Source organism: Novosphingobium sp. P6W, from assembly GCF_000876675.2.
Classification (GTDB): domain Bacteria; phylum Pseudomonadota; class Alphaproteobacteria; order Sphingomonadales; family Sphingomonadaceae; genus Novosphingobium.
Genome location: NZ_CP030353.1, coordinates 142,429 through 168,044 on the forward strand (window position 1 = coordinate 142,429; position 25,616 = coordinate 168,044).

Annotated in this window: 23 protein-coding genes; 13 read left to right on the forward strand and 10 right to left on the reverse strand. The window is 63.9% G+C overall.

The genetic code is table 11. The annotated features are described in order from the left end of the window. The first annotated feature begins 73 nt into the window (after positions 1–73). The 5 genes from TQ38_RS17140 to TQ38_RS17160 all read left to right on the forward strand — a co-directional run bounded on the left by TQ38_RS17140 (position 74) and on the right by TQ38_RS17160 (position 7,526). Positions 74–1,669: an ABC-F family ATP-binding cassette domain-containing protein gene (locus TQ38_RS17140; protein WP_043974881.1), complete on the forward strand. Its 1,596-nt coding sequence runs from the start codon at positions 74–76 to the stop codon at positions 1,667–1,669. A gap of 68 nt (positions 1,670–1,737) precedes the next feature. Further along, the gene (locus TQ38_RS17145; protein WP_043975168.1) at positions 1,738–2,313 is read left to right on the forward strand and encodes an RNA polymerase sigma factor; all 576 of its coding nucleotides are present in this window, start codon (positions 1,738–1,740) and stop codon (positions 2,311–2,313) included. Positions 2,314–2,393: 80 nt separating this feature from the next. Beyond that, positions 2,394–3,362, forward strand: a complete 969-nt coding sequence (locus TQ38_RS17150) for a FecR domain-containing protein (protein WP_043974884.1) — start codon at positions 2,394–2,396, stop codon at positions 3,360–3,362. A gap of 151 nt (positions 3,363–3,513) precedes the next feature. Beyond that, positions 3,514–6,204, forward strand: coding sequence for a TonB-dependent receptor (locus TQ38_RS17155; protein ID WP_082057652.1), 2,691 nt, complete (start codon positions 3,514–3,516; stop codon positions 6,202–6,204). A gap of 26 nt (positions 6,205–6,230) precedes the next feature. After that, a complete protein-coding gene (locus TQ38_RS17160) occupies positions 6,231–7,526 on the forward strand; it encodes an aminotransferase class V-fold PLP-dependent enzyme (protein ID WP_043974887.1) in 1,296 nt (431 codons plus the stop codon). A gap of 77 nt (positions 7,527–7,603) precedes the next feature. On the opposite strand, the gene TQ38_RS17165 is transcribed toward TQ38_RS17160, so the two are convergent. The 3 genes from TQ38_RS17165 to TQ38_RS17170 form a co-directional block, all read right to left on the reverse strand. Further along, complete coding sequence (locus tag TQ38_RS17165; RefSeq protein WP_052505671.1) at positions 7,604–8,971, reverse strand: MFS transporter; 1,368 nt, start codon at positions 8,969–8,971, stop codon at positions 7,604–7,606. After that, the gene (locus TQ38_RS30020) at positions 8,968–9,159 is read right to left on the reverse strand and encodes a hypothetical protein (RefSeq protein WP_162792276.1); all 192 of its coding nucleotides are present in this window, start codon (positions 9,157–9,159) and stop codon (positions 8,968–8,970) included. The genes TQ38_RS17165 and TQ38_RS30020 overlap by 4 nt, the downstream gene beginning before the upstream one ends. 132 nt (positions 9,160–9,291) lie before the next feature. Beyond that, the gene (locus tag TQ38_RS17170) at positions 9,292–9,789 is read right to left on the reverse strand and encodes a VOC family protein (protein ID WP_240198116.1); all 498 of its coding nucleotides are present in this window, start codon (positions 9,787–9,789) and stop codon (positions 9,292–9,294) included. A 71-nt stretch (positions 9,790–9,860) separates the two neighbouring features. On the opposite strand from TQ38_RS17170, the gene TQ38_RS17175 reads away from it, so the two are divergent. The 6 genes from TQ38_RS17175 (at position 9,861) to TQ38_RS17200 (ending at position 14,752) form a co-directional block, all read left to right on the forward strand. Next, positions 9,861–10,631 (forward strand): enoyl-CoA hydratase/isomerase family protein, encoded by a 771-nt coding sequence (locus TQ38_RS17175; RefSeq protein WP_043974890.1) that lies wholly within the window; start codon positions 9,861–9,863, stop codon positions 10,629–10,631. Positions 10,632–10,802: 171 nt separating this feature from the next. Beyond that, the gene (locus TQ38_RS17180; protein ID WP_043974894.1) at positions 10,803–12,029 is read left to right on the forward strand and encodes an aromatic ring-hydroxylating dioxygenase subunit alpha; all 1,227 of its coding nucleotides are present in this window, start codon (positions 10,803–10,805) and stop codon (positions 12,027–12,029) included. Between the two features lie 33 nt (positions 12,030–12,062). After that, positions 12,063–12,863, forward strand: a complete 801-nt coding sequence (locus tag TQ38_RS17185) for an SDR family oxidoreductase (protein WP_043974896.1) — start codon at positions 12,063–12,065, stop codon at positions 12,861–12,863. Then, positions 12,860–13,333, forward strand: coding sequence for a VOC family protein (locus TQ38_RS17190; RefSeq protein ID WP_043974898.1), 474 nt, complete (start codon positions 12,860–12,862; stop codon positions 13,331–13,333). The genes TQ38_RS17185 and TQ38_RS17190 overlap by 4 nt, the downstream gene beginning before the upstream one ends. Positions 13,334–13,346: 13 nt before the next feature. Next, positions 13,347–14,258 carry an acyl-CoA thioesterase II gene (locus TQ38_RS17195; protein WP_052505684.1) on the forward strand — a complete coding sequence of 304 codons (912 nt, stop codon included), beginning with the start codon at positions 13,347–13,349 and terminating at the stop codon, positions 14,256–14,258. Next, on the forward strand, positions 14,255–14,752 hold the full coding sequence (locus tag TQ38_RS17200) for a MaoC/PaaZ C-terminal domain-containing protein (RefSeq protein ID WP_043974901.1): 498 nt from the start codon (positions 14,255–14,257) through the stop codon (positions 14,750–14,752). The genes TQ38_RS17195 and TQ38_RS17200 overlap by 4 nt, the downstream gene beginning before the upstream one ends. A gap of 90 nt (positions 14,753–14,842) precedes the next feature. On the opposite strand, the gene TQ38_RS17205 is transcribed toward TQ38_RS17200, so the two are convergent. From TQ38_RS17205 to TQ38_RS17235, 7 genes are all read right to left on the reverse strand, one after another. Further along, the gene (locus TQ38_RS17205; RefSeq protein ID WP_043974904.1) at positions 14,843–16,006 is read right to left on the reverse strand and encodes an acyl-CoA dehydrogenase family protein; all 1,164 of its coding nucleotides are present in this window, start codon (positions 16,004–16,006) and stop codon (positions 14,843–14,845) included. 13 nt (positions 16,007–16,019) lie between these two features. Beyond that, positions 16,020–17,456 (reverse strand): dihydrolipoamide acetyltransferase family protein, encoded by a 1,437-nt coding sequence (locus TQ38_RS17210; protein ID WP_043974907.1) that lies wholly within the window; start codon positions 17,454–17,456, stop codon positions 16,020–16,022. A gap of 14 nt (positions 17,457–17,470) precedes the next feature. Then, positions 17,471–18,481, reverse strand: coding sequence for an alpha-ketoacid dehydrogenase subunit beta (locus TQ38_RS17215; RefSeq protein ID WP_043974910.1), 1,011 nt, complete (start codon positions 18,479–18,481; stop codon positions 17,471–17,473). An 18-nt stretch (positions 18,482–18,499) separates the two neighbouring features. After that, positions 18,500–19,474, reverse strand: coding sequence for a thiamine pyrophosphate-dependent dehydrogenase E1 component subunit alpha (locus tag TQ38_RS17220; protein WP_043974912.1), 975 nt, complete (start codon positions 19,472–19,474; stop codon positions 18,500–18,502). A gap of 140 nt (positions 19,475–19,614) precedes the next feature. Further along, positions 19,615–20,982 carry an SRPBCC family protein gene (locus tag TQ38_RS17225; protein ID WP_240198117.1) on the reverse strand — a complete coding sequence of 456 codons (1,368 nt, stop codon included), beginning with the start codon at positions 20,980–20,982 and terminating at the stop codon, positions 19,615–19,617. Then, entirely contained in the window at positions 20,982–21,743 is a 762-nt protein-coding gene (locus TQ38_RS17230; protein WP_043974916.1) for an SDR family NAD(P)-dependent oxidoreductase, read from the reverse strand. Before TQ38_RS17230 ends, TQ38_RS17225 begins: the two co-directional genes overlap by 1 nt. Before the next feature lie 144 nt (positions 21,744–21,887). Continuing rightward, positions 21,888–23,582, reverse strand: a complete 1,695-nt coding sequence (locus TQ38_RS17235) for a class I adenylate-forming enzyme family protein (protein ID WP_240198118.1) — start codon at positions 23,580–23,582, stop codon at positions 21,888–21,890. A gap of 226 nt (positions 23,583–23,808) precedes the next feature. On the opposite strand from TQ38_RS17235, the gene TQ38_RS17240 reads away from it, so the two are divergent. Both TQ38_RS17240 and TQ38_RS17245 read left to right on the forward strand, forming a co-directional pair. Further along, positions 23,809–24,489, forward strand: a complete 681-nt coding sequence (locus TQ38_RS17240; protein WP_043974920.1) for a TetR/AcrR family transcriptional regulator — start codon at positions 23,809–23,811, stop codon at positions 24,487–24,489. A 170-nt stretch (positions 24,490–24,659) separates the two neighbouring features. After that, positions 24,660–25,580, forward strand: coding sequence for an SDR family oxidoreductase (locus TQ38_RS17245; RefSeq protein WP_043974922.1), 921 nt, complete (start codon positions 24,660–24,662; stop codon positions 25,578–25,580). The last annotated feature ends 36 nt before the right edge of the window (positions 25,581–25,616 follow it).

Below are 25,616 nucleotides of genomic sequence, written 5' to 3' on the forward strand. Positions count from 1 at the left end.
AGAGGATTTGCGTACCGATGTGATTTCGAACTGACAGCAATGCGATCCGTTTTGCCGCCAGGAAAATCATATCATGTCCGCTTCCATCACGACGTCCGACCTTGGCTGGTCGACACCCGAAGGCCGGCTGGTCTTCTCCTCTCTCGATCTCGCCTTCAAAGCGGAACGCGTCGGCATTGTCGGCCGCAACGGTGTCGGCAAGACCAGCTTGCTTGAACTGCTGGCCGGCACGCGCGAACCTAGCTTCGGGAAAGTCGTCGTTCGCGGGACCCTCGCCGTGCTGCGCCAGATCGTGCAGGTCGGCCCCGACGAAACCATTGCCGACCTTTTCGGCGTCACTGACGATCTTGCGGTTCTGCGCAGGGCGGAAACCGGCGAGGCGGGGCTGGACGAACTGGCCGATGCGGACTGGACGCTGGAGGCGCGCGTAGCCTCCGCGCTGGCGCGGGTCGGCCTGGACGCGGCCGCCGATAGCCTGCTGGTCTCGCTTTCGGGCGGCCAGCGAACGCGCGCGGCCATGGCCGCAGTCGTGCTGGCCGAGCCGGACTTTCTGTTGCTCGATGAACCCTCCAACAATCTCGACCGTGAGGGGCGTGCCGCGCTGCTCGAACTGCTCGGTTCCTGGCGTGCCGGCGCGATCATCGTCAGCCATGACCGCGAACTGCTGGAGACGATGGATGCGATCGTCGAAATGACCTCGCTTGGTGCCACGCGCTACGGCGGTAACTGGAGCGATTACCGCGCGCAGAAAGCTGTCGAGTTGGAGGCAGCGCACCGTGATCTGGACGTGGCGCAGCGGCAACTGAGCGAGATAGAACGCAAAGTGCAGGTTGCCGCCGAGCGCAAGCAGCGCCGTGACGGGGCAGGCAGTCGCAAGGCCGCGCGGGGCGGTATGCCGCGCATCCTGGCCGGTGCTCGCAAGAACAACGCCGAGAACAGCAGCGGCGAGAATGCCCGGCTTGCCCAGCGCCAGCGCGCCGAGGCCTCTGCGGCGGCCATTCTGGCGAGAGAGCAGATCGAAATGCTGGAGACGATGGCCGTCTCGCTCGCGCCGACCGGGCTGCCGCCTGGTAAGGTCGTCCTCAGCCTGCAGGGGGTCACGGCCGGCTACGATCCGGCATTAGCCGTGCTGCGCGATCTATCGCTGACGATCACGGGGCCGGAACGCGTGGCCATCACCGGGCCGAACGGATCGGGCAAAACGACATTGCTGAGGCTGATCGCCGGGGTATCCCAGCCTTGGTCCGGCACGGTCAACTGGGCTGCCCGCTTTGCGATGCTCGATCAGACGGCAGGCATTCTCGACCCCGAACTATCGATCGCGGAAAATTATCACGCCCTCAATCCCGGCACCGACGATTTCACCTGCCGCTCGGCCCTGGCGAAGTTCCAGTTCAGGGCGGACGCCGCGCTGCAGCAGGTCGGCACCCTGAGCGGCGGCCAAATGCTGCGGGCCGGCCTTGCCTGCATCCTGGGCAGCCCGGCGCCGCCGCAACTGCTTATCCTCGACGAGCCGACCAACCATCTCGATCTCGATTCCATCGCCGCAATCGAAGCGGGGCTCTCTGCATTCGACGGCGCCATGCTGGTGGTCAGCCATGACGAGGCGTTTCTGGAAGCCATCGCGATATCGCGGCGTATCGATCTTGCACCGTTGGCCCCCCGGTGACGTCATCGATCTGAAATGAAAAGGCAATAGGGGCTCCGCAGGCTTGCTCAGGTTGCTTTTCATTGCCCGTGTCTATCGTTCGTCCCATCGACATCTGGTTTGCGGACCATATCTTTCCGCATGAACAGCGTTTCCACGCTGCCGCGCTGCGCATCTCGGGGTCGCGTGACGAGGCCGAGGAACTGGTGCAGGAAGCCTTCGCTCGCCTTTTCGAACTGGAAGGTTGGGCGGCAATCGAGGACCCGCGCGCCTATGTCGTGCGAATGCTGCGCCACATCGCGATCGAGCGCCTGCGCCGCCGCCGGATCGTCGACTTCCGCCAGTTTGCCGATACGGATCACCTGACACTTGCAGACGACGCTCCCGACCAGCACCGCATCGCTGCCGGACGCGAACGGCTGCGGCGCGTATCCGATCTGATCGCACGATTGCCCGAGCGGTGCCGCACCGTGTTCGTCAGGCGGCGCATCCAGGGCGAATCCTCGCAGGAGATCGCGCGCGATCTCGGCATCAGCCAGTCGACTTATGAAAAACGCCTAGCCCGCGCGATCGAACTGCTTTCGCGCAGTTGGCAAGGGGACGAAGATGCCCTGCTCTCACCCGATACGGAGGCTGAAATCGCGCGCCGGAGTGGCGGCAGGTAAAAAGATTTCTCAGGGCTTGGCGGATTTATCTCCGCCGTTCGTCTGTTATTCTAGCCCTTCGTATCCGACATGTCTAAAAAATGAGCATCTTCAACGACAAACAGCGCCGCAAGCGCAGAATCGCACGCGAGGCCGCGACATGGCTGGCGCGTCACGATTCCGGCACCATCGACGAAGAACGCTTCCACGCATGGCGCGGGGCCTCGCCCGAGCACGCGATCGCTTTCGCTCGCGCGCTGGCCGTATGGCGCGAAGCGCAATCGAAGGCTGACGCCGATATCCCCCTTCCTTTTCAATCCCGCTTCACGCGGAGGCGCGCAGCCGCGGCCATCGGCGGGATGGGCATGGCCGGCCTGTTGACCGCCGGCGCCTTCACGTCGCGCGCTTATGCCTGGGATAGCAGCCATTCAGGCGTAGGCGAATGCAAGCGCCTGATCCTGCCCGACGGCAGCCGCGCCATGCTCAATACCGACAGCGAGATGCAATGGCGCTTCTCGGACGACGAGCGGTCGCTGTGGATCGTGCGCGGCGAAGTGGGGCTGGAACTGGTGCCCGGCATTCCGGCCCGCATCCATGGCCTCGATCGGATGGCCTCGCTGTCGCAGGGGCGGTTCAATGTTCGCCTTGAAGGTACGGCGATGGACGTGACGGTACTGTCCGGCAAGGCTTCCGCCGCCCCCATTTCCACGCCTGCCGTGATTACCGGACAGCCGGCACCCACCCCCGTCGCCATCGCTTCTCCCAGCGAGGGACTGCTGCTTTCCGCCGTCGCTCCTTCGGTGCGCAAGGCCAGCCCGCAGCGCCTCGCCGCGACCATCGCCTGGCAGCAGGGCGAAATCGTGTTCGACAACGAACCGCTGCAAACCGCCGTGCGCGAATATAACCGTTATCTCGCCGACAAGATCGTCATCGCCGACCCCGACCTTACCGGCATCCCGGTAGGCGGACGCTTCACATCGACCGACCCGGCGGACTTTCTTTCGGCGCTGGAACTGGGGCTGGGCCTGCGCGCAACACGCAGCAACGGCGGCTACGTGCTGACCCGCTGAGGATTGATCGCTGCTGCCAGGAGCGCGAATTCACGCCTTCCAAAATTTTTTCGAAAACATTTGGCGGTTTCGAATTCCCGGATCGTCTGGTGGAGCAGAGGCGCAAGGATCGGTGCCGCTCATAAAGTTTTCCTAAAGGGTCTAACCTCACATGTCCGTTCGGTTTTCCGGTACGCCGCGTTTCGCGGTGCTGCTTGCCACGTCCGCTGCCTGCATCGCGCCGGCCTTTATCGCCCCGGCCGCGATGGCCGCTCCCGCCGCTACGGGCCACAGCTTCGCCATTCCCGCCCAGCCGCTGTCGAGCGCCCTGACGCAGTTTGCGCGTCAGGCTTCGGTGCAGATCTTTTATCCCACCGCCGGCATAACCGCCCTGCGCGCGCCTGCCCTGAATGGGCGGATGTCACGCCAGGAAGCGCTTTCGCGGCTGATTTCGGGGACCGGGCTTTCCATCAAAAAGGACAACGGCCGCACCGTCGTGCTAGGCTTCAAGGACCAGCAGGACGAAAGCGAACCGCGCGGCGCCCGCAGCGCCGCCCCGACCGACGAGGCCGGCAACGACATCATCGTCACCGGCACCCGTGCCCAGGCACAGACCGTCTTCACCGCGCTTTCGCCGGTCGACACGCTTTCCGAGCAGCAGGTGAAATCCACCGTCACTGCGCGCCTCGATGAAAAGCTGACGCAGTTGGTTCCGGCCTTCATCGTCCAGAAGCTGCCTGCCTCGGACGGCCCGGAATTCATCCGCCCCGCCTCGCTCAACAACCTCTCGCCCGACATGACGCTGGTGATGGTCAACGGCAAGCGCTTCCACCGTTCCTCGTTCCTCAACGGCAGCGCGCAGGCGACCGACCTTGCGCAGATCCCCTCGTTCGCCATCGGCCACGTCGAGGTCCTGCGTGACGGCGCCTCGGCGCAATACGGTTCGGACGCGATTGCGGGCGTCATCAACGTCATCCTCGACACCAAGCCGGGCTTTTCCGCTTATGCGCAAGGTTCGCAATACTACCGCGGCGACGGCGAACAGTTCCAGGTCGGCGGCCGCGCCGGGTTCGCGCTGCCGGGCGGCGGGCATGTCGTCCTGACCGGCGAGTATGCCGATGCCAGCGCCACTTCGCGCAGCCGCCAGCGCGCCGACGCCATCGCTTTTGAAAACGCGACCGGCATCGAAGTCACCGACCCGGTGCAGCGCTGGGGCAACCCTGAGCTGAAGACCCTGAAGTTCGCGCTCGACGCCGCCCAGCCTATCGGCGACGACATCGAAGTTTATGGTTTCGGCACCTTCGGCAAAGGCAAGGGCTGGTCGGACATCAACTGGCGCAATCCGTCGACCACCACTTCGGTATATAACCAGACCGCCGCTTTTCCGGGTTTCAATGTCAACGATATCTACCCCGCAGGCTTTTCGCCCAGCGAGGGCGTGCGCTACACGGATTTCCAGGCATCCACCGGCATTCGCGGGGGCAAGTCCGGCAACTTCGCGTGGGACCTGAGCGCCTCGCTCGGCCAGAACGCCAGCGCCTTCTATCTGAACAATTCGATCAATGCCTCGCTGGGACCGGACAGCCCGCTGGATTTCTACCTGGGCCGCAATATCCAGCGTGAATTTAACCTCAACGCCGACGGCGTCTACACCCTCGACGTACCCGCCTTCGCCAAGCCGGTGACGATCGCCTTCGGCGCCGAACGCCGGGTCGAGACGTACAAGATCCGTCAGGGTGACGAGGCTTCCTACGCGGTCGGTCCCGGTGCCAATTACGGCCTTGCCGCCGGGTCCAACGGGTTCCCGGGCTTCAGCGACCTGCAGGCCGGCTCGTGGAGCCAGACCAGCTATGCCGGCTACCTCGACGTCACCGTCCCTGTCACCGACGCCTGGAGCATCGAAGGCGCGATCCGCGACGAGCACTATTCGAGCTTCGGCAACAACTTCAACTACAAGTTCTCCACCCGTTACGAGCTGACCCCCGCCCTTGCCGTGCGCGGTTCGTATTCGACCGGATTCAAGGCGCCCACGCCCGCGCAGCTCAATTCGACGAGCACCTCGCAGGGCCTGGATACGACGACGCTGCTGCTCTACACGACGGGCCGCCTCTCGCCGCTCAACGCCGTCGCCCAGTATTTCGGTGCGACTGCTCTGAAACCGGAAACCTCGAAGACGGCGACCGCCGGCTTCGTGTGGCGCACCGGCTTCGGCCTTTCGGGTTCGGTCGATGCCTATCAGATCAAGGTGGACGACCGTTTCAGCACTTCGCCCAGCTATGTCCTGACGGACGCGATCAAGGCCAACCTCATCGCCCAGGGCATCAGCCAGGCGGCGGATTATCGCACGATCACCTTCTTCACCAACGACTACGACACCCGCACGCGCGGCGTCGACTTCGTGGTGTCCTACAAGCACCCGGTAGGCCCGGGCACGCTCGATGCGACGGGTTCATACAGCTACACGCAGACGAAGGTGACCTCCAGCCAGATCGCCCAGAGCGACACCACCCGCACCAAGTACGAACAGGGCCTGCCGGAACACAACGCGGTCGCCACGATCAACTATACGCTCGGCCCGGTCTCGCTGATGGCGCGCATGCGCTATTACGGCCCCTGGACGGACTCAAGCGGCAACGCGAGCGGCGACATCTTCCAGCGCTTCGGGTCGATGGCCTTCTTCGACGCGGGCGTGACTTATCAGATGCGCCCCGGCCTGTCGCTTCGGGTGGGCGCCGAGAACGTGTTCAACAAGTACCCCGACGAGGCGACCTTCCAGGCCAGTCGCGGCCTGGTGTACTCGCGCAACGCGCCTTACGACACCAGCGGCGGCAACTACTACGTCCGCGTCGACGCCTCGTTCTAAAAACCCCGATTGAAAGACCCAAGGTCATGACGTCCGCCCTCGACCGCCGCGCCCTGATGGCTGGCGCCATGACCGCCGGCATCGCCGGCACCTTCCTGCCGGCTTCCGCCCGCGCCGCAGCCCCCCTGGCGCGGGCGGATATCCGGGCGGATGACAATGCGTACTGGGCCAAAGTTGCCGCTCAGTTCGACGTCACCCCTGACGTTGTCCAGCTTGAAAACGGCAACTGGGGCTCGATGGCCCGGCCGGTCGAACAGGCCTACCAGCGCCACCTGCACAAGGTGAACTCCGCCAACTCCTTCTATGCTCGCCGCGGCCTGTGGGGAGACCTCATGCCCGTACGCGCCCGCGCCGCCGCCCTGCTCGGGGTTGCACCAGAAGAAATCGCCTTCACACGCGGCGCGACCGAGGCGCTGCAGACGCTGATCGCAGGCTACAACCGCCTGCGACCCGGCGATCAGGTGTTATACAGCGATCTCGATTACGACAGTACGCAGGCCGCCTTCCGCTGGCTGAAGCAACGGCGCGGGGCCGACCTCGCCACCATCGCGGTGCCGGAACCAGCCACTCATCAGTCCCTGATCGACACTTACGCCGCCGCATTGGACGCGCATCCCAAGGTGCGGCTGATCCTGCTTACCCATGTTGGCCATCGCACCGGGCTGGTCATGCCGGTGAAGGAGATCATCGCCCTCGCCCGGTCGCGCGGGGTCGACGTGATACTGGATTCAGCCCACGCCTGGGGCCAGCTTGATTTCAAGCTGGACGAGATCGGCTCCGACTTCACCGGCCTCACCTGCCAGAAGTGGATCGGCGCGCCGATGGGTGTGGGCCTGGTCCATATCCGCCGAGGCCGCCTCGATGCCATCGATCCGAACATGAGCGAAGTCAGCAATGCCGACCATGGGACCTCCAGCCGCGTCCACACCGGCACGCCCAGCTATGCCGGATACCTCGGGCTGGACGATGCGCTGGCATTCCACGAGACGATCGGCACCCCCGCAAAGGAAGCGCGCCTGCGCCATCTGCGCGACCGCTGGGCTGAAACGCTGCGCGGCCACCCTGGATTGGAAATCCTCACCCCCTCGGATCCCCGGCTGACCTGCGCCCTCACCTCGTTCCGGCTGCGCGGGCGCACCTCTGTCAAAGACAATATGGCTCTTGCAGCGACGCTGCTCGACAGGTTCGGCATTTTCACCGTGCACCGTGAAGGCATAGCCAGCGGCGCCTGTGTGCGCGTGACGCCTGCCATCTTCACCTCTGAAACGGACATCGATCGCCTGATTGCGGCCCTGAAAATCCTGGCAAGCGAGGCCCGATAAAAGGCGCCGGGATAAGCAAGCCCGGGTGCCGCAGTGCCGGGCTCCTCAATGGACCCGCAACAACGAAATGCGGGACATCAGCCCGCCGCATCGTCCAGAATGCGCCTGTACCCCCGCAGCGCACGGGACAGGAAGAACGCCGAAATCGCCGCTGCCACTGCGCATGTCAGCGAGAGCGACAGCCCCACGCTACGCTCGTCGCCAAAGACATGATCGGTCAGCAGCGCCACGATCGTCGGCGCAGCGCCCAGCCCCATGACACTGGCCACGAAGACGTAGATCGAAGCCGAAATCCCGCGCATCCGGTTAGGTGTCGCCAGTTGCAGCGCCGAGGACGCCAGCGCCATCGGCAGGCTGTAGGCAAAGCTCGCCAAAGTCGCGACGATCATCGCGAAAGCATAGGACTGCGCGAAGGCTAGCGCGATCGAGACGGGTATCAGCAGCGCCGCCGCCGCCATCGGCACACGCATCAGGGCATCCACCCGCCCGCGACGCTCCAGCCAGCTTGCGATCACCGGGCCGCACAGTACGCCCAGCGAGCCGGTCACCAGCACTGCCACACCGTACTGCACGCCCACGGTAGCTGCGCTGGCGCCGAAACGGCGCATCAGCATCGCCGGCATCCACGCCGGGAAGGCGTAAAGCACGATCACCAGCGACGCCATTCCGGCATAGAAATTGCCGTAAAAATCACGCCGGTCGACGAACACTTGCCATACTTGCGCTATGGCCATGCGTTCCGGCTTGGTCTCCGTCAGCGCCAGCTTGCGCGAAGGCTCACGGATACGCAGCATCATCAGGGCGATCACGAAACCTGGCAGGCCCGCCACCATGAACACCACCTGCCACGGCTTCAGCGCGCCAAGGTAAGGCACCGCGCTAAGATCCCAGCCCTGCGCCGCCTCCAGCAGCAAGCCGCCGAAAATCAGCGCCAGCCCGCCACCGATATAGGGGCCCATCAGGAAGATGCTGAAGGCACGCGGGATCAGCCGGGTCGGAAAGCTGTCGACGATGATCGACCACGCCGCCGGGGTCAGGCACGCTTCCGCCCCGCCCACGCCCATCCGCGCAATGAACAACTGCCAATAGCTGCGCGCGAGGCCGCATAGACTGGTACCAAGGCTCCACAGGCCGATGCCGCCGAGCAGGATCACCTTACGATTACCGGTATCTGCCATCCGCCCGAAGATAGGGCTGAAAAGAATATAGGCGAAAGTGAACGCCAACCCCTGCAACAGACTGAGCCGCGTGTCCGACAGCCCGAAGTCGGCCTTTAGCGGCCCGATCAGCAGGTTCAGCACCTGCCGGTCGACGAAGCTGACGGTATAGGCCAGCGTCAGGACGAAGATCAAATACCACGCGCCAGCGCTCGGCGCGTCGTCCTGTCCGGGGATGGGCGCAGTCTGCGCCGCGCGCGGTAGTTCGGCCACTGCCACGCCGCTCATGCGCTTTTAGCCATGGCGGCAGCGAGTTGATCGACCATCGCGGGTTCAACGCCGATCGCCCGCAACTGCCCCTCGAACGCATCGCGGCAAAAGGCATGGCCCTTGGTGGCCACGATGACTTTCAATTTGCGGGGCAAGCCGCTCTCCCATTTATCCGTGAAGCGGCCCGCTTGCGCGAGTAGGCCCACTATATCAGTATATCTTACTTGTAGACGCGTTCAGCGAAAGGCGCATTGCCGGGGCGGTCTTTCAAAACCGCCCGAGTCTCTTGCGAACCCAAGGCTATATAAATAAGCGTAACTCATCAAGCAGTGAGATTATCATTCGGCCGAGGCGATCCATTCCTCGATCAACGGTCGGATCGGCTCACCCACCAGTTCCAGCACCGGGCCATCGCCCCGCGCCATGTATGCCATCTGGCCGTAGCGATGCTTGGGCGAAGCGCCGGCGGCGATCACACGCCAGCCTTGCGCCAGCAGGGCCTCCACCTCGGCGCCAACGTCCTGAACCCAGGCACCGACATGGGCACGCGAAACCGCCAGTAGTGCCTCATAAGCACCGCCCGGCACCATTTCGATAAGTTCGAAATGAATTGGCCCCTGACGAGAATAAGTCACAGTAAGATGGGCCTCTGACCATCCGGTATCCGGTAGCCAAACTCGAAGTGGATCGAACCGGCGAACCGGCGCCCAGTCGATATTCAGTTCGCGGCCAATACCATCCATCGACTGACGGATATTCGGGACGATCAATCCATGGTGGTGGAGATTTGCAAACTCTTTCAATTCACCCTCTCCTCGTTTTATCTGTTCGTTCAAAATAGCCCTGCGATTCGCTCTCTGCTCCGGGCAGGCGCGCGATAATCGCGGCAACTTGGGAGATCATCGCGATGACCGGCCTTATCGTGGAGCACCGCGGCCCCGTCTGCCTGCTGACTATCGACCGCGTAGCCGCACGCAACGCCCTCGATGCGGCGACATCGCGTGCGCTCGACGCGGCGATCACAGCGGCAGAGGCAGATCCGGGTGTTGGTGCGATGATCCTGACCGGCGCAGGCGACAAGGCGTTCTGTTCCGGCATGGACCTCAAAGAGGCGGAACGTATCGGCGCCGGCCACGGCCTGATCCCCGGACGGGGCTTTGGCGGCATCACCGAGCGCAGGCGCACCAAACCGCTGATCGCCGCGATCAACGGCACGGCAGTGGCGGGCGGATTCGAGATCATGCTGGCCTGCGACATGGTCTTCGCCGCCGACCAAGCACTGATGGGGCTGAGCGAAGTCAAACGCGGGCTGTTCGCCTTTGCTGGCGGCATCCAGCGGCTGGCGGCGCAGGTCCCCCGCGCCGCCGCGTTGGCGATGATAATGACCGGCGAACTGCTCCCCGCCCGCAGGCTTTACGAACTGGGCGTGGTGACCGAAGTGCTGCCCGCCGATCAGTTGCTGGAACGCGCCATGGCAGTGACGCAAATGATGCTGGGCCATAGCTGGCAGGCGATCCGCAACGGGCGCGAGTTGTACGAACTCTCCTGCAGCATGGAGATCGGCCAGGCGCTGGCGGTGGGCAACGCCTGGGGCAAGGCAACGCTGGACAGCGCCGACAGCCGCGAAGGGATAGCCGCCTTCGCGCAAAAGCGAGATGCCAGGTTCGTGCAAGGCTGAAACGCCCGCCAGCGAAAGGTGAAAAATTACAATCACTGTTGACTGTTTTATCGCGAGGGGCTTAGGATCGCAAGCATCACTTCGACAGAATCAAACATTCTTGTATGTTTTTGATCCCGTCGCAGACTGGTCCGGCGCGACATAGTGCGGGCCACAAGGGAGAGAAGGCCGATGCTCGATCTGGTTGCGGATCAGAAACCCGAAAACGATTTCGCGCGCATGGATTATGAGCGCGATCGCAAAGGGCCGCCCGAAGGCTTTCCCAAGTTCCCCGACATTCCCGGCAGCCGCTATACCGACAAGGAATTCCTGGCGCTGGAAAAGGAGATGATGTGGGACAAAGCCTGGCTCTATGCCGGCCATGTCGACCAGATTCCCCGCCCCGGCACTTGGTTCCTCACCCGCAATCCCGGCGCGCCGATCATCGTCACACGCACGCTGAAGGGCGAGGTAAAAGCGTTTTTCAACACCTGCCAGCACCGCGGCGCGCCCCTGGTGGCCGAAGATTCGGGCGAAGGCCGCGGCTTTGTTTGTGGCTATCACGGCTGGAGCTACACGCTGGAAGGCAAGCTCACCGCCGTGCGCGACAAGCGCGATTTCGTGGATCTCGACTTCTCGTGCCGTTCGCTAAAGGAAGTGCGCTGCGAACTTCTCGGCTCGCTGATCTTCGTCAACCAAGACTCGGAAGCGCAGCCGCTGATGGAGCACATCGGCCCGATGGCGGCGCAGCTGGAGCAGTATGATCTGGAAAACCTGCGCCTAGTCGACAGCCGCAGCTACGAGGTGGACTGCAACGTCAAGATCCTGCTCGACGCGTTTCTCGAGGTTTATCACATCAAGTCGATCCACGTGAACACGGTGGACCGCTTCCTCGATCACCGTTCCATGATCGTCACCCTCTGGCCGAACGGCCACAGCCGCATGGCGACGCCCAACCGCCGTCCCGACTGGGTCGATCCGGGCACGGTGGGAATGCCGGTAATCCCCTCGATCACTGATTTCCCGGCCAAGAACAATGTCAGCTACCAGATCTATCCGAACTTCGTGATGCCGCCCGCACCCAGCGGGGTACCTCTGCTCCAGTTCTGGCCGATCGGCCCCAAGCGCACCCGCGTCGTCTCGACCTGGATCGCGCCCGATCACGATGCCGAAAACCCGCATCCCTTGTGGGAGACCCGGCTCAGCAACTGGGAGCGCATCCTTTACGAGGACCTGCAATATGCTCCGCAAATCCAGGAATCGCTGGAAAGCCCCGGCTTCAAGGGAATGCCGCTGAACTATCAGGAACGGCGCATCTACCACTGGCACGAGGAACTGGACCGCCGCATTGGCCTCAACATCGTGCCGGAAAAGGCCCGCGTCGAACAGGTGCTGGGCGACTGGGTCCAGCAGGACTGACCGACAAAAAGCAAGACACGGGAGAGTGGAGATATGGCGGACCTGGCAGGAAAGGTCGCCGTCGTCGTCGGCGCGGCCAACCGGGACAACATGGCGCAAGTGATCGCCCGCAGGCTGGCCGCAGATGGCGCAACGGTGATCGTCGCCGGACGCAAGGCTGATGAGCTGGAACGGCTCGCAGCCGAACTGGGCGGCCTGGCCGTCACCGGCTGCGACCTCACCAGCGAGGCGGACCTGGCGCGGCTGGGCGAGACGGTACGCGGCGCTTACGGCGGCGTGGATATCGCGGTCAATGCCACCGGCTGGGGGCTGCTGAAACCCTTCCTCGAAACCACCAAGGCCGAGATCGAGCAGATGACGGCGCTGCAATTCACCGGCGCGATCCTGTTTTACCAGGCGATGCTGCGGGTGATGCGCGACGGCGGATCGCTGATCCAGATCTCCTCCGCCACAGCCTCGATCATGCTTGAGGACCACGCCGCCTACATGGGCACCAAGGCCGGCGCCGACCACGTGATCCGCTGCGTCGCCAACGAATTCGGCCACCGGGGCATCCGCGCCAATTCGGTCGCGCCCGGCTTCACCGTCACCCCGATGACCGAAAAAGCATCGAAGAACACCGCGATCATGGACACCTTCGCCAAGGAATATCCGCTAGGACGGGTGGGCACCAGCGAGGAAATCGCTGAGGCCGTGTCCTGGCTGGCCAGCGACGCCTGCTTCATGAGCGGGCAGGTCTTGCAGGTGAACGGCGGGCTGACCCTGCGCCGCAACCCCACGAATGCCGAGATCGTGAGCGCTGTCAAAGCCGCTCGGCAGGCGGCAGCAGCATGATCCGGGGCGTTCACCACGTAGCGATCTCGACGCCTGATCTCGACCGTTTCGTCGATCACTACCAGCGCTGGTTCGGCTTCGAAAGCGCCGGCAAGGAAGGCGGCTGGCAGGCCGGCAACGAGCGGATAGACACCATGGTCGGCCTGAACGGCAGCGCCGCGCGGTATGCCATGATCCGGCTGGGCAACCTGCATATCGAAGTGTTCGAATATGCCAGCAACGATCCCCAGACCGTCCACCCGCGCATGTGCGACCGGGGCATCACCCATCTATGCCTCTACTGCGACGATGTTTTCGCCGAATACGAGCGGTTGAGCGCGCTGGGCATGGAATTCAACTGCCCGCCCGGCGGATCGGCGGCAACGCGCGCCACGTATGGCCGCGACTGCGACGGTAACATGGTGGAATTGTTGCAAATCGTCGATCCCGACAGCGCTTTTGCGTTCGAGAAGCAGTGCGTGGCCTGCTAGGCTGATGCGATGGATGCACGCCTTGCCTGAATCGAACCCGTACCCCGACGACCCTGAAGTCGAGCGCCGCCTCGGCTATGAATTCGAGGAAATCGCTCCCGACCGCTACCGGGTTCAGCCCGTGCCAAGTGGGCTGCTGCGCCTTTACGGCGGCATGGTGGCCTCGCAGTGCCTGGCCGCCGCGCGGCTGACGGTGCCGGCCGATAAGGTCGCGCACAGCCTGCACGCCTATTTCCTGCAACCGGGCCTTACTGACCGGCCAGTGGATTTCGCAGTCAGCCGCGAAAGTGATGGTCGCACGTTCGCCAACCGCATGGTGCGCATGACGCAGGACGGCGCGCCGATCCTCAACATGATGGCCTCGTTCAAGACGCCCGAACCGTCAGCCCGGCACGGCTTGGCGATGCCGGACGTGCCGCCACCCGAGAGCCTGACCAGTCTTGCAGACCTGGTCGCCGCCTATGGCGACCGTCTGCCCGAGCGGCACCGCCCGTTCTGGCGCCGCCGCCAGCAGATCGATTGGCGCCCGCTGGAATTCTTCCCCTTCGACGAGCGCGAGGTCCGCCCCGCTAGCCGCAACTTCTGGTTTCGCGCCGTCGGCATGGTCGACGGGCCCCTGGACGTGCATCAGCGCCTGCTCACCTATGCTTCGGACCTGCACATTTTTCATACCGCGCTGGGTCCATTGGGAATCGGCTGGGCGAACGACTTCCTGCAATCGAGCAGTCTGGACCACGCGGTATGGTTCCATGACGAATTTCGCGTGGACGAATGGCTGCTCTACGCGATGGACAGCCCGGCGGCGAGCGATGCCATGGCGCTGGGCCGCGGCAACGTGTTCCGCCGTGACGGCAAGCTCGTTGCTACGGTCAGCCAGCAGGGGCTGGCGCGGATGCTTGAAGAAGAACGGAAAGGCAAACTGTGAGCGAAGCCTTCGTGCCGCGCGCGCCGCATCGCACTTTCGAAGACCTGGAACTGGGCGAATTCCGCCGCTCGTCCGCGCGAACGGTATCGCAGGAAGAGATGCTGGAATTTGCGCGCAAGTACGATCCGCAGTGGTTCCACACCGATCCCGAAAGCGCCGCACAGTCAGTCTTCGGCGAGGTGGTGGCGAGCGGCATTCACGTTCTCGCCCTGTGGCGCCAGATGGACCACGAGATCAACTGGGACATCGACTGGGTCTGCGGCGTGGGCTGGGACGAACTGCGCCTCAAGCGGGCGATCCGTGCCGGCGATACGATCCATGTGACCAGCGAGATCGTCAACCTGGAACCCTCAAAAAGCCGCACCGATCGCGGCACGGCGATGACGCGCTATGCCGTCGTACTGGACGACGGGACCGAGGCAGTGACGTTCACCAGCATCAATCTCGTCTATACGCGCGGCGCGAGGGAGCGGATGGCCGGCACCGCGCGCTAAAAGCGCTGGTGCCGAACCACCCCCTCATGGCTGCAATGGTCCCCCCGCCATTCCCAGGAAAGGAACGGCGGGGTTTATTATGCACCAAGTTCAACGCCGCTGGTCGAACCGCCGCCCCAGCATGGCACCGGCGATGTTGACCTTCTGGATGTCGATCGCGCCCCCCGCGATGCCCCAGCCCCAGCTGTCGCGCAGACGGCGTTCCATCGGGAATTCCTTGGAATAGCCGTAGGCGCCCATCAGCTGCATCGCATCGCCGGTCACCTCGCGGGCGATGGTGTTGGCAAAGCACTTGCCGGTGGAACTGTGCAGCACCGAAGGCAGGCCGTCTTCGGCCAGAGAAGCGGCGCGCCAGATCAGCAGGCGGGCAGCTTCCACCTTCATCTGCATTTCCGCCAGCTTGATCTGCACCGCCTGGAATTCGGCAATGGCCTTGCCGAACTGCTTACGCTCCTGAACATAGGCGCTGACATCCTCCAGCGCACCCGAAGCCTGCGCCAGCGACATCGTCGCATTGCCGCAGCGTTCGAGGTCGAAAGCCTCCATCAGCTTCTTGAAGCCGCCGCCGGCATGGACGATGATGTTGTCGAGCGGCACTTCGCAGTCGTCGAAATTGATGTCCGACGAGGGGATGCCGCGAAAGCCCATGAGCTGTTCGTTCGGCCCGAACGAGATGCCCGGCGCGTCCTTTTCCACCAGCACCGCGCCAATGCCCTTGGCGCCCGGTTCGTCCGAAAGGCGGCAATAGACCACGTAAGCGTCGGAATGCCCGCCGCCCGAGCACCAGCGCTTGGTGCCGTTGATGACCAGCTTGTCGCCCTTGACCACGCCTTTGGTCTTGAGGTCGGTCAACGCGCTGCCCGCATCCGGTTCGGACATCGACACGGCAATCACCATGTCTCCGGCGCAGACTGCGGGAACGACGCGCTTCTTGAGCGTATCCGAGGCGAAATACTCGATCGCGCGCACCGGGCCGACCGAGCTTTCGAAGATCGGGAAGCCCACCGCCGAGGAAATCTTGCCGAATTCCTCCAGCACGATCAACGCCTCGATATTGCCCATGCCAAGGCCGCCAAGCTCGCTGGACACGTTGATGCCCAGGAAACCCATTTCCGCGTACCGCTTCAGCAGCTCTCGGCTGGGCGGCTTGTTATCGCGCTCAAGCTCGGCGGCGACGGCGGGAAGCTCGGCGCGGGCGAACGTGCGGGCGGCTTCCTGCAGCTGGAGCTGGTCTTCGGTCAGCTTGAAATTCATCGTGTTGGTTCCGTCAGAGCAGATGGGGTTGTTCGATGAGGTTGGCGAGCGCGGCCATGAAGCGGCCGCCGTCAGCCCCGTCGATCGCGCGGTGGTCGCACGAGAGGGAAAGGTGGAGCACCGGCACGATGCGGATCGCGCCGTCGTCGTCGATGGGCTCGGGCCGCGCGGTGCCGACCGCCAGGATTGCGCCCTGCGGCGGGTTGATGATGGCGTCGAACTGCTCGACCCCAAACCCGCCGAGGTTGGAGAGCGAGAAGCTACCGCCGGAGAACTCCTCGGGCTTCAGCTTGCCGCTGCGGGCGCGCTGGGCCAGCGCCTTCATCGCCGCGCCGATCTGCGCCACCGAGAGGTCGTCGGCGCCGAACACGATGGGGGTGACGAGGCCCTTTTCAGTCGCCACTGCCACGGCCACATCGGCCGATCCGAAGCGGTGGATGTCGTTGCCGTGGACCTGGATGTTGACGGCTGGCACTTCCATCAGTGCGAGGGCGCAAGCCTTGACGATGAAGTCGTTGACGCTGGGCTTGTCAGCTCCAAGCGAGGCACGCAGCGCCAGCAGCCGGTCCGCGCGCACCCGGCGGCGGACGTAGAAGTGCGGTATCTGCTGCTTGGATTCGGTAAGTCGCCGCGCGATCGTGCGGCGCATCGAACTCATCGGCGCGATATCGACGGTGCCGGCGACAGGCGGGGCGGCGGCAGGCGCAGGTGTCGGCGTCGGCGCTGGCGTTGCGGCAGCCAGAGCCGGCTGCGGCGCGGCTTGCCTGACCACGGCCAGCACATCATCGCGGCGCACTTTGCCCCGGTGACCGCTGCCCTTGACCTTCGCCAGATCCAGCCCGTTGAGCGCAGCGATGCGGCGCGCGACCGGGGTGGAAAGCACGGCGCTATCCGCGGTCATCGCAAAGACGCCCGCAAGCGCAGGCTGACTTTCGGGGCGCCCGGCCTGATGCACGTCCTGCGCGAAAATGCGTCCTCCCCTGCCCGTGCCGGTGACGGTCGCAAGGTCAACGCCGAGACGCTGCGCCTCGGCCAGCGCCACCGGGCTGATGGCGATACCTTCGGGAACCGGCGGCGCAGCGGGAGTGGCGGCTGCAACCGCTGGAGCGGGCACCGGCGCTTCGTCCTCACCATCGGGGCCGAAACCCGCTTCGGAAGGGCGAAAGGCCGCGATCACCGCGTCGATCTCAGCCGCACTTGCCTCGCCGCCATCACTGAGCACGGCCAGCAGCGCGCCTACGGCATAAGTCTGCCCCGCCTCGGCCATGATGCGCACGAAGCGGCCGTCCTTTTCGGCCTCGACTTCGTTGGTGATCTTGTCCGTCTCGATAAGCGTCAGCACGGCGCCGCGTTCGAACGGGGCGTTTTCGACCACCATCCAGTCGGCGATGGTGCCTTCGGCCATTTCGATACCCCACTTGGGCATCGTGAAAGGCGTGAGTTTCGCCATCGTCCGCCCCTCCCTCAACGAAAGGCGAGGACGCGGCGGACCGCTTCCTCGACCTTCTGCGGCGAGGGCACCCAGGCGCGCTCGAGATTGCGGGCGAAGGGGATCGGACTATGCGGCGCGGTGACCATCTGCGGCGGCGCTTTCAGGCTGGAGAAAGCCCGCTGTGCCACCATCGCGCAGATATCGGCGGCCAGGCTGCAGCGCGGCGGAGTTTCGTCCACCACCACCAGACGCCCGGTCTGTTCGACGGATTCCAGGATCGCATCCTCATCCAGCGGGCTGGTGGTGCGCAGGTCCAGCAAGTCCATGCCGATGCCGTCCGCCGCCAGCTTGTCCGCCGCTTTTTCCGAGAAATTGACCATGCGCCCGCAAGCAACCACGGTGACGTCGCCGCCTTCGCGCACCATGCGCGCTTCGCCGAAACGCTGGCGATAGTCGCCGTCAGGCACCTCGCCCTTCACGCCGTAAAGCGTCTTGTGTTCGAAATACATGACCGGATCGTCGCCGCGCAGCGCTTCGGTGAGGAGGCCCTTGGCGTCGGCTGGGGTAGTCGGCAGCACCACCTTGAGGCCGGGCATCGCGGTGAGCATCGCATAAACCGACTGGCTATGCTGCGCCGCCGTCGACATGCCCGCGCCGTAGACCAGTCGCACCACGGCAGGGCACTTGGTCTTGCCGCCGAACATGTAGCGGAACTTGGCCATCTGATTCCATATCTGGTCGAGGCTGACGCCTACGAAGTCTGCGAACATCAGTTCCGCGACCGGACGCTTCCCCGCCAACGCCGCGCCGGCCGCCGCGCCGATGATGGCGCTTTCGGAGATCGGCGTGTCGATCACACGCTCAGGCCCGAATTTCTCCCACAGACCGGGACTGGTGCCCCAGATGCCGCCGATCGCCTCAGGGCCGCCGGCCGTGCCGTTGCCGCCGACCACGTCTTCGCCGAGCAGGATAATGTCGGAATCGCGTTCCATTTCCGCGTGCAATGTCGAGACGATCGCCTCGCGGATGTTCATGATGGCCATTTCAGGTTCCCCGCTGGCTCAGTAATATTCGACGTAGACGTCGTCGGCGACGGTGGCGGGATCGGGCAGTTCGTCGGCCCGTGCTTCGACCACGGCTTCCTCGATCTGCGCGATCACTTCAGCGTCGACCTTGTCGAGATCGTCGTCGGTCAGCAGCGCCGCACCGACCACCTTGGCGCGGAAGGCCTTGAGGCAATCGCGTTCGGCGCGGATGCGGTCGATCTCGCCCTTGCCGCGATAGCGCTGGGGATCGCCCTCGAAGTGGCCGTAATACCGCTCGGTATCGAGTTCGATCGCTGCCGGACCATTGCCTGCGCGGACATATTCGAGAAGTTCCGCAAAAGCCGTGTAGGTTTCGAAGAAGTCGCAGCCATTGGCGCGCCAGGCCTTCATGCCGAACCCTTCGGCGCGGCTGGCGATGTCCTTGTTGGTGCCCACCGCATAGGCATCGCCGGTGTGTTCGGAATAATGGTTGTTCTCGAAAACGAAGATCGCCGGGACTTTAGTGACCACGGCAAGGTTCATCGCCTCGAACGTGGTGCCCTGGTTGCAGGCGCCGTCACCCGAGAAGGCGATACCGACACGGCCCTTGCCATCGATACGCGCGGCGATCGCAGCGCCCACTGCCTGCGGCGCGCCGCCGCCGACAATGCCGTTAGCGCCGAGCATTCCCACATCCAGGTCGGCGATGTGCATCGAGCCGCCCCGGCCCTTGCACAGCCCCCCGGCGCGGCCGAAGATCTCCTTCATCATGCCTTTAACGTCGCAGCCCTTGGCGATGCAATGCCCGTGGCCGCGGTGGGTGGAGACGATCATGTCCTCCACCGTAAGCTGGTCGCAGATGCCCACTGCCACCGCTTCCTGCCCGGCGTAGAGGTGAGTGAAGCCGGCGATTTCGCCGGTCTTGATCTCTTCGTGCAGGCGTTCCTCGAACTCGCGAATGACCTTCATCCGGCGATAAGCGCCCAGCAGTTCGTCGCGGTTAAATTGCACGGTAGCTCTCCCGTCCGTGTTCTTTTGCCAATCTTCCCAAACCACTCCGCTCATCCTGAGCCTGTCGAAGGATTGGGCGCTCGCGCCTCGCTGCAGGGGCTTCGACAAGCCCAGCCTGAGCGGGGAGAGAGGTTGTGCGTCTATAGATCGTCAGGCCCCTTTTCGCCGGGGCCGTAGATGTAGTCATCCATCACCTTGTGGAAGTGGCGGATGCGTAGTTCCTGATCGCCGATCCACAGGCCGGGGAAGTAATCGGACTTCATTCCCGTCTGCACCGTCGGCAGGTTGAAGGCATCCTGATCGAGAACCTGGCCGATAGTCTTGTCGCCGTGCCTGAAGTGCTGATGACGCACCCGTTCGGGCCATTCCTCACCTTCGGGGACAAGGCCGAACATCCAGATGTCGTAGAGCATCTTGTTCGGATCGCTGGCATGAGGACGCTGGCGGAACAGCATCACGTCGTCGGCGTGGACGTTGACCGACACGTTCGGGAAGATCGTGTAGTGGTAGTCGTCCGTCAGCTGTTCGTCGTTCAGCTCGGAATAGTCCTTGCCCTGCGACGCGCCGTGTTCGCGCTTGAACAGCTGCACGTCGCGGCGGATGTCGGAGACGCGGCCTTCGTATTCGGCCGGATCCATGCCTGCGTGAACCATGATTTCGTGGATCGCGGGCGGGATCTGGCTGGGCATCGCCACACGCGGAGATATTGCCGCGAAGGGGATCAGGTAGCGGCTGTGCTTACCGTAGCAGTCGATCTGGACGTTGACGTCATCGAGATACCACTTGAGCTGCGGATGAATGCCCTGGACATGGTACGTCTCGTTGAAAGCGTCTACCGAGGTTTTCCAGTTGCAGTCCCACTCCACCGTGATGTCGCGCATCCACGCCATCCGCTCAGGGTGGTAGGGCTCAAGATGGCGCTTCAGGGGATCGATGAAGTCCTCGAACGGTTCGACGTCCTGGTCGAGCGAGAACCACACGAAGCTGTTCCACTCGGTGCAGGGCAGCGCGGTGAGCGCCATGTCCTTCGGTCCGCCCTGGAGGAACGTGCAAAGGTCCGGGATATGATCCAGCTTGCCGTCGAGGCCGTAGGTCCAGTGGTGGTACATGCACTGGAATTTCTCGGCATTGCCGCGCCCTTCGGGGCGCAGGCGGTTGCCGCGGTGCAGGCAGACGTTCGGGAAGGCCCGGATCGAGCCATCGGCCTGCCGCACCAGCAGCACCGACTCCTTGCCGATATCGGTGCAGATGTAGTCGCCCGGCTCAGGCATGTCGTCGCTGCGGCCACCGAGCAGCCAGACCTTGGTCCAGACGCGCTCCCATTCCAGCTTCATGTAATCGGGCGAGAAATAGCGCGCCGCAGGGATCAGCTCAGTGCCAAGCTGCGGGTCGGGCGCCTTTTCCACCGGCGTGCCGTTGCCGACGCTTTCGGGATCGACGCGGTATGGATGAACGACGCGGCGCACGTCCATCGCGCCTGCGTCCCATCCCATGACATGATCGTTCATCAGAAGTGCGTCCGGTTGGTGAAGCCCCCGTCCACGACGAGGTGCGAGCCGTTGCACCAGCTCGCGGCGTCGCTGGCGAGAAAAGCGATGGCCTTGGCCACTTCCTCAGGCCGGCCAAGGCGGCCCGACGGCTGCTGGCGCAGCTGCGAGGCATAGAACTTTTCCATCGTGCCCTTGATCATGTCCCAGTTGCCGCCCTCGAACTCGATCGGCCCGGGGGAGACGACGTTCACGCGGATGCCGTTCTTGCCGTGCCACAGCGCCAGCTGCTTGCCCCAGGTGACGAGGCTGGCCTTCATGGCGTTGTAGGGCTGCGGGCCGCCCATGGCCTCTCCGATGGAGGTAGAGCCCAGCAGCACGATCGAACCGCGCTGTTGCTCGGTCATCTTCTCGATCACGCCCTCCACGGCGCGGACCACGCCCATCACGTCGGTTTCAAAGGCGTTGTACCAGTACTTTTCGCTGCCCATACCGCCGCCGGCGGAAGTGAAGGGCACGAGGATGTCGACGCCGTCCAGTTCCTCGATCGCCCAGTCGATCCATTCCTTGTAGGCTTCCGGCTGCTTGGCGTTGACCGGCTTGCCGACGACCTTGGTGCCGTACTTGGAAAGCGACGCCACGGCGTCTTTGACGCTGTCCTCGCTGCGCGCGGTGAGCGCGATATCGCAGCCTTCACGCGCGAGGACTTCGGCCACCGAATAGCCGATGCCGCGCGCCGCGCCGACGAGGATCGCCTTCTTGCCAGCCAGTCCCAGATCCATCCTGCTTCTTCCTTCTGCCTGGCCATCTCCCGGATTCTTTCGGGCGGCCACTTGTGTCTTGCCTTGCAGTGTAAGCCGGTAGCTCCTGCCGATGCAATAAAAAAGACAATCACGACTGCCTTTTTTAAATCCAAGGCGAGCGTGTCAGGCCGCCTGCAACTCGGCGATCAACCCTTCGCGCAAACGGAATTTCTGGATCTTGGAGGTCGACATCGGCCACTCCTCCACGAAGCGGATATGACGCGGCACCTTGAAGCCGGCGATGCGGCCCTTGCAGTGGTCGATCAGTTCCTGCTCGCTGGCGGCGGCACCCTCCGCCAGTTCGACAAAGGCAGCGGGGACTTCGGCGTAGCGGTCGTCCGGCAGGCCCACGACCTGCGCCAGCTTTACCGCCGGATGGGTCTGGAGCATGGCCTCGATCTCTGCCGCCGCCACGTTCTCGCCGCCCACCTTGAGCATGTCCTTGGTGCGCCCATGGAACATCACGTTGCCGTTCGCGTCGATCGATCCGATGTCGCCGGAGAAGAACCAGCCATCGCGGATCGCCTCCGCCGTCTTCTCGGGCGCGTTGTAGTAGCCCTTGAGGACGTTGGGGCCGCCAAGCACAATCTCGCCATGCTCACCAGGCCCGCAATCGGCGCCGGTTTCGGGATCGACGATGCGGACCTGCCATTCCTCCAGCGGGAAACCGCAGCGGCCGGTGCGCACTTCGTAGCTGTCGGAAAGGCGGCTGGTGGAAACCGTGCCCGCGCCTTCGGTCAGGCCGTAAGTGCCGACCTGAATGGTGTGCGGCATAGCCTCGGCCACCGCCAGCTTGATCCACTCGGGCTGGACGGCGAAGTTGGAGTTCATGATCCGCAGGCGCGAGAGATCGGTGTTCTTGAAGGTCGGGTGGGTAATGAGGTCCTGCATGATCGTGACGAAGCTGGGATAGGCTATCGTCGCCCCTTCCCGGCCCAGCATTTCCAGCCCCACGCCCGCATCGAACCTGGGGATCGTCATGTAGACACCGCCAAGATCGAGGATCATCGTCATCGGCAGGATGCCGGCGATGTGGAAGATCGGCAGCGGCGACCAGACCTTGTCCTCCTCGGTGCACTCGTACCGCACACCCAGCCCGCGGCTGTTGGCGACTTGCGCGCGGTGGCTGATCATCGCGCCCTTGGGGTTGGCCGTGGTGCCCGAAGTATAGAGGATCATCGCCGTATCCTGCGGCGCAACCGCGTCGATCCGGGCGTCGATCTCGTCCTCGGCGATCTTCGCGCCCTTCGCCAGCGCGGCGTTTGCGGGAACGAGGTAAGGCGCACACTTCTCATCCAGGCACACGATGCTGCGCAGACGGGGAGCCTCGGGCAAGGAGAGCGCCCAAGGATCGCCCGCCTGCGCAAGCGAGGGCAGCGCCGCTTCGAGGCGTGCGCTGAAATCGAGGCCGTCGGCAACCTTGCCGGTGGTGATGATCGTCACGAGATCGGCATCGGCGACGACGAAACCCAGCTCGCTCGCCTGATAGCGGGCGTTTACCGGCACTGCGACGGCGCCGGTCATGGTGATGCCGTAGAAGGCCGTGATGAAGTCGAGGCAGGTGGGCAGTAGCAGGCCGACATTGTCGCCCGGCTTCACCCCCATCGCGCAAAGCGCCTTCGCCCAGTCGCGCGCCTTGCTATTGAGGTCGCCGTAGCCGAGCCGCCGGTCAGGGAACACGATCGCATCGCGGTCCGCGAACCTTTGGCCGGAAGACCGTATCATTTCACCCATAGTCAGGATTGGCTGCCTGTCGCCCATCGCCTGCTCTCCCAATGTCCTGTGCTCTTTCAGGTCACCCGCTGCTGCGGCCGCCATGCGAAGTCTGTTTGGAGGGAGATTACCAAGCGGATTGAAAATTACAATCAGTCATGCATGTTTTAATTGCTATGTCTGCAAGAGCATTCGATGCGGCGCTATCCGCAGCAAAGGCCGGGCTTTACGCGGGCGGCACGCTTGCACCGGGGCGCAGCTAGGGAGTAAGCGGGCTGGATGGCCCGGTGAATTGCAATCACCGGCGACAGCAATTTTTCAGGCGAATCACATGGCCCTCTCGCGCTCCACCAGCACAGCCAAGCCCCGCGCCGCCGCCAAGGCGCCGGCAAAGTCTGAAGCCGCGAAAGCCTCGGGCAGCACCTTGCAGGCGACCAAGGCCGCCCAGACGCGAAGCCGGCTGATCGACGCGACCGTGCGCTGCCTCGTGAAACACGGCTACGCGAACACCACCACTCCGCGCGTGGCGCAGGAAGCCGGCCTGTCGCGCGGGGCGATGATGCATCACTTCGAAAACGGCGCGGCACTGATCAAGGCGACCATCGTCGAACTGCACGAAAAGCGTTTGCGCGCCTTCCGCCGCGCCGCCGAAAAGCCCGAGCATGATGTCGATACTCTGGTGGAGACGTACTGGGCGCAGGTCCAGAAACCCGCCTTCATCGCCTTTCACGAACTGGCCATGGCCGCACGTACCGACAAGGACCTCGCCGGGATCATGCTGCCGCTACAGGAGGAGTTTCGCGAGCGGTTCAATGCGCAGGCGGAAGTGCTCTTCCCCGAATGGCGCATCGACCCCGTGGGCTTCGACCTCGCCATGAACCTGTCGGTGACGATCCTGGAAGGCATGGCGATTGCCGTGCACACCGGGGCGATGGACCCGGTGAAGGTTCCGGCGATGCTCAAGCATCTGGAAAATCAGATCCGCGGCTTGATGGAACACCTCGACGACTGAGGGCGGACAACCAACCACCCCACCTAAAAACAATCTTGTTTGTCTTTTTGATTCGGCAGCGCTAGCGTGCTTCACGGCAAAGGCGAATTCGGCAGCGGACCGAACCCTTTGCCGTCGATTCGCCCCCGATCATGCGATCGATCTAGCCGTCGATTTCAAGGACAAGCCATTTGAACGCGCCCAGGAATTTCACCGCCAAAACCTTCCGACCCGAAGATGACGGCCCCGACCGTCCGGCGCGCGGGCTAGACGAGGAGGCGCTGCGCGCAAAGACCTCGATCTACCGCGACGACATGCTGGCCGGGCAGACCGTGCTGATTACCGGCGCGGGCAGCGGCATGGGCAAGGCGGCGGCATTCCTTGCCGCGAAGCTGGGCGCGCAGGTCGCCATCTGCGGGCGCGATGCCGAGAAGTTGCAAACCACGGTCGATCTGGTCAAGGACGCTTTCGGCAACGACGTGCTGGCCGTGCCCACCAACATCCGCGACCCCGAAGGCGTCGAGGCGCTGATCGGCGCCGTGCACGACCACTTCGGCGGCTTAGACACTGTGGTCAACAATGCTGGCGGTCAATTCCCGCAGGACGCCATAGACTTCAGCCGCAAGGGCTGGATGGCAGTGATAGACACCAACCTCAACGGCACCTGGTGGATGATGCAGGAAGCCGCGAAGCGCTGGCGCGCCGACGGCAAGCCGGGCAATATCATCAACATCGTCGCCAATGTGGAACGGGGAATGCCGCAGGCTGCGCATACCTGCGCTGCGCGTGCGGGCGTGATCTACCTGTCCAAGACGCTCGCCACCGAGTGGTCGCAGTGGAACATCCGCGTCAACTGCATCGGTCCCGGCGTGATCGAGACCGAGGGCTTTCGCATGTACCCCGAAGAAGCGCTCGCCCGCTTCCACAAGGCCAACCCGATGCGGATGCGTGGCAATGCCTGGGACGTGGCGGAATCCATCGCTTATCTCGCCTCGCCCGCAGCGCGCTTCATCAATGGCGACCTTATCGTCATCGACGGCGGACAGGCACAGTGGGGCGTGATCTGGCCAGCCGGAATGCCTGACTATTTCAGTGAAGACGGGGCAGCTTAGGTTGCCTTGCGGGCTTCGACAAGCTCAGCCTGAGCG

Coding starts and splice junctions, on each gene's coding strand:
- TQ38_RS17140 (WP_043974881.1), top strand. CDS start 74: ATGTCCGCTTCCATCACGACGTCCGACCTTGGCTGGTCGACACCCGAA.
- TQ38_RS17150 (WP_043974884.1), top strand. CDS start 2,394: ATGAGCATCTTCAACGACAAACAGCGCCGCAAGCGCAGAATCGCACGC.
- TQ38_RS17155 (WP_082057652.1), top strand. CDS start 3,514: ATGTCCGTTCGGTTTTCCGGTACGCCGCGTTTCGCGGTGCTGCTTGCC.
- TQ38_RS17160 (WP_043974887.1), top strand. CDS start 6,231: ATGACGTCCGCCCTCGACCGCCGCGCCCTGATGGCTGGCGCCATGACC.
- TQ38_RS17165 (WP_052505671.1), bottom strand. CDS start 8,971: ATGAGCGGCGTGGCAGTGGCCGAACTACCGCGCGCGGCGCAGACTGCG.
- TQ38_RS17175 (WP_043974890.1), top strand. CDS start 9,861: ATGACCGGCCTTATCGTGGAGCACCGCGGCCCCGTCTGCCTGCTGACT.
- TQ38_RS17180 (WP_043974894.1), top strand. CDS start 10,803: ATGCTCGATCTGGTTGCGGATCAGAAACCCGAAAACGATTTCGCGCGC.
- TQ38_RS17185 (WP_043974896.1), top strand. CDS start 12,063: ATGGCGGACCTGGCAGGAAAGGTCGCCGTCGTCGTCGGCGCGGCCAAC.
- TQ38_RS17190 (WP_043974898.1), top strand. CDS start 12,860: ATGATCCGGGGCGTTCACCACGTAGCGATCTCGACGCCTGATCTCGAC.
- TQ38_RS17195 (WP_052505684.1), top strand. CDS start 13,347: ATGCACGCCTTGCCTGAATCGAACCCGTACCCCGACGACCCTGAAGTC.
- TQ38_RS17205 (WP_043974904.1), bottom strand. CDS start 16,006: ATGAATTTCAAGCTGACCGAAGACCAGCTCCAGCTGCAGGAAGCCGCC.
- TQ38_RS17210 (WP_043974907.1), bottom strand. CDS start 17,456: ATGGCGAAACTCACGCCTTTCACGATGCCCAAGTGGGGTATCGAAATG.
- TQ38_RS17215 (WP_043974910.1), bottom strand. CDS start 18,481: ATGGCCATCATGAACATCCGCGAGGCGATCGTCTCGACATTGCACGCG.
- TQ38_RS17225 (WP_240198117.1), bottom strand. CDS start 20,982: ATGAACGATCATGTCATGGGATGGGACGCAGGCGCGATGGACGTGCGC.
- TQ38_RS17230 (WP_043974916.1), bottom strand. CDS start 21,743: ATGGATCTGGGACTGGCTGGCAAGAAGGCGATCCTCGTCGGCGCGGCG.
- TQ38_RS17235 (WP_240198118.1), bottom strand. CDS start 23,582: ATGGCGGCCGCAGCAGCGGGTGACCTGAAAGAGCACAGGACATTGGGA.
- TQ38_RS17240 (WP_043974920.1), top strand. CDS start 23,809: ATGGCCCTCTCGCGCTCCACCAGCACAGCCAAGCCCCGCGCCGCCGCC.